Here is a 3517-nt window from a genome sequence, read left to right as displayed (position 1 = left end):
GTAATCGTGGATGACATGCTCGCCGAGCGGCATTTTCGGCAGCCTCGTCTCCGGTTCCAGCTCGCGCAGGCGAAGCGCCGGCTGGTCGAACAGCGGCAGTCTTTCGGCGGCGCTCTTGCCGTCGAGCGCGCGCACCGCCCACAGGGCTTCGCGACGGTCAAGACCGAGCGAGCGAAAGGCATCGGCCTGCGCCAGTTTTTCGATCTCGCCGACATCGAGGCCGGAGCGCAGCCAGACATCCCTGACGGATACATAGCCTGAGCCGCGCCGCTCGACGAAAGCCTCCATGCGCTCCTTCGACAGGCCCTTGATCTGCCTGAAGCCGAGCCGCAGCGCATGATTTGTCTCGATGACGCCGCGCATTTCGGCATGGCGTGGCAGGATGCGGGCCGGATCGAATGGCGCCTTTTCCAACGTACAATCCCACACCGAAAAATTGACGTCGACGTCGCGGATGTCGACGCCATGGTCGCTTGCGTCGCGCACGAGTTGGGCCGGCTGGTAAAACCCCATCGGCTGCGAATTCAGGATCGCGGCGCAGAACACGTCGGGATAGAAGGTCTTGAACCAGCAGGAGGCATAGACGAGCAGGGCGAAGGAAGCAGCATGGCTTTCAGGAAAGCCGTATTCGCCAAAGCCCTCGATCTGCTTGAAGCAGCGCTCGGCGAAGTCCTTCGTGTAGCCCTTGCCGACCATGCCATTGATCATACGGTCGCGGTAATTGCCGATGGTGCCGGTGCGCTTGAAGGTGGCCATGGCGCGGCGCAGTTCATCGGCTTCGCCCGGTTTGAAACCGCCGGCGACGATGGCGATATTCATCGCCTGTTCCTGGAACAGCGGTACGCCAAGCGTTTTCTTGAGGATCGCTTCCAGCTCCGGCTTTTGATACTCGGCCTGTTCCTTGCCTTGCCGGCGGCGCAGATAGGGATGGACCATGTCGCCCTGGATCGGGCCCGGCCGAACGATCGCCACCTCGATGACGAGATCATAAAAGGTTTTCGGCTGGAGGCGCGGCAGCATCGACATCTGGGCCCGCGATTCGATCTGGAAGACGCCGAGCGTGTCGGCGCGACAGATCATCTTGTAGACCTGCCTGTCCTCCGGCGGCAGGGTGGCCAACACATAGGGCTGCCCATAATCATCCCGCGCATTAGGATAGTGATCCGTGAGCAAGGTGAAGGCGCGTTGCAGGCAGGTCAGCATGCCGAGCGCCAGCACGTCGACTTTCAAGATCTTCACCGCGTCGAGATCGTCCTTGTCCCATTCGACCATCTTGCGCTCGTCCATCGCCGTCTTGACGATAGGCACAATCTCGTCGAGCCGGTCCCTGGTGATGACGAAGCCGCCGACATGCTGGGAGAGATGGCGGGGGAAGCCCATGATCTCATTGGCACGCTCCATCACGTGCCCCGACACCGGGTCGGTGCGGTCGAGGCCGCCGGCGCGGGCTTCCTTCTCGCCAAGCTCCGATGTCGACCAACCCCAGATCGAGCCGGAAAGCGATGCCCTGACATCCTCGGACAGGCCCATCGCCTTCGACACTTCGCGCAGCGCCGAACGGCCGCGATAGCTGATGACGGCGGCGGCAAGTGCCGTGCGCTTGCCGCTGTATTTCTCGTAGATGTACTGGATTACAGTTTCGCGCTTTTCGTGCTCGAAATCGACGTCGATATCCGGCGGCTCGTTTCTCTCCTCGGAAATGAAGCGCTCGAAGAGCGAATCGATTTTTTCCGGCCCCACTTCGGTGATGCCGATGCAGAAGCAGACGACCGAATTGGCGGCTGATCCACGTCCCTGGCAGAGAATATCCTTGCTGCGCGCGAACTTGACGATGTCGTAGACAGTCAGGAAATAGCGGGCATAGTTGAGGCGTTCGATCAAAGCGAGCTCTTCCTCGATGCGCTTGGTCACGGAATCCGGCACACCAGCCGGATAGCGGTTCGCCGCTCCCTCCCGCGCCAGTCGCGCCAGCTCAGCCTGTGGACCAAGACCCGATTCCGTCGGCTCGTCGGGGTAGTTGTACTGGAGGTCGCCGAGCGAAAAAGTCAGCTCTTGCGCAAATCGCAGCGTCTCGGCCAGCGCCTGCGGGTGCCGGCGGAACAGGCGGCCCATCTCCATCGGCGGCTTCAGATGGCGCTCGGCATTGGCGGCCAGTTGTAGCCCGACCTCGGCAACGGGCGTGTTGAGGCGGATCGCGGTCAGCACGTCCTGCAACGGGCGCCGTTCGGCGGTGTGATAAAGAACGTCGTTGGTCGCCATCAGCGGAATGCCGGCGCTCTCGGCAAGTGCTGCCGCCTGCTCGATGCGGAAACGGTCATTGCCGGCGTAGTCGGGCGAAACGCCAAGCCGCAGGTTCCTGCCGAAACGGCCCTTGAGCTCACCAAGCAAGGCAAGACTGTCTTGCGCCCCCGTCGACAGACCGGGCAGGACCGCCAGCGACATCAGGTCACCCCATTCGAGCAGGTCGCCGCGCTGGAGAAGGGTGGCGCCTTTTTCGTTCTCGTCGCGCAGATTGGCTTGCGTCAGCATGCGGCAGAGGTGCCCCCAGCCCTTGCGGTCCTGGGGATAGGCGAGGATGTCCGGCGTGCCGTCGTCAAAAACCAGCCGGCAGCCGGGGTGATAGGAGAGTTTTTCGACCTTGGCCTGCTGCCAGGCGCGCACCACGCCGGCCACCGTGTTGCGATCGGCAAGTCCGATCGCCGAGAAGCCCAGGAGCTTGGCCGCGACCACCAGCTCCTCCGGCTTGGAGGCGCCGCGCAGGAAGGAGAAATTCGACTGGATGCCGAACTCGGCATAGGGAATGACGGTCAGCGCGTTCATGCGAAGACTCCATGCAGGAACCAGCGCGGCGGGACTTGCGAGGCGCCGCCGTAGAGGCCTTGCCGGTAGAGCCAGTAGCGGCGGCCGTCGGCATCCTCGATGCGGAAATAGTCGCGCGTCGATGCCGCCTCGTCGCTTGGCGCTTCCCGCCACCATTCGGCGGCGATGCGTTCCGGCCCTTCGGCGCGCTTGACCCGGTAGAGCGCGCGCCGCCAGCGGAAGTTCAGCGGCGGTCCTTCCGGCATTTCGGTGGCCGGCACATCGATGGGTTCGGGCGAGCGGAACAGCCGGATCGGTCGTTCCGGCGGAAATATGGTTTTTGGTGCCTGCAGCCTGTCCGGCTTCTTCGGCGGCGTGGTCCGGCACGGCGCGTCGGTGAAGGGGATGGTGGCGACGGCACGCTCCGGCAGATGGCTTTCGACCGCGACTGCCCGGAGAACCGCGCCATCGCCGAGCCGGGCGCGGATGCGGTCGGCGAACAGCGCGATATCGGCGCCGTCGTCGGTCACCTCGCCGGCAAGATCGGCCTGCTGCATGTCGAAGGTGGCTGATGCCAACACCGAGAGCCGCACCAGATCGAAACCATAGCCGGCATCGATATCCTGTTCGAGCGCGGCCAGCCTTTCATGGAACAGTTTCTGGATCAGCATGGGTTCGCGCATCGGCCGCGAGGTACCGAGCGCGATGCGGCTGACGG

Annotated in this window: 2 protein-coding genes; both read right to left on the bottom strand. The window is 63.7% G+C overall.

The features are described from left to right. Nucleotides 1–2820, bottom strand: a 2820-nt coding sequence (locus ENZ74_RS25915; protein ID WP_127313076.1) for an error-prone DNA polymerase, incomplete at its 3' end; no start/stop codon positions are given. After that, nucleotides 2817–3517, bottom strand: a 701-nt coding sequence (locus ENZ74_RS25910; RefSeq protein WP_348630705.1) for a DUF6504 family protein, incomplete at its 5' end; no start/stop codon positions are given. The genes ENZ74_RS25910 and ENZ74_RS25915, both read right to left, overlap by 4 nt.

This window comes from Mesorhizobium sp. M7A.F.Ca.CA.002.15.2.1 (assembly GCF_003998715.1).
In the GTDB taxonomy this organism is placed as follows: domain Bacteria; phylum Pseudomonadota; class Alphaproteobacteria; order Rhizobiales; family Rhizobiaceae; genus Mesorhizobium; species Mesorhizobium ciceri.
The sequence above is the reverse complement of the archived record's forward strand: the minus strand, read 5'-3'. Positions and strand labels throughout refer to the sequence as shown.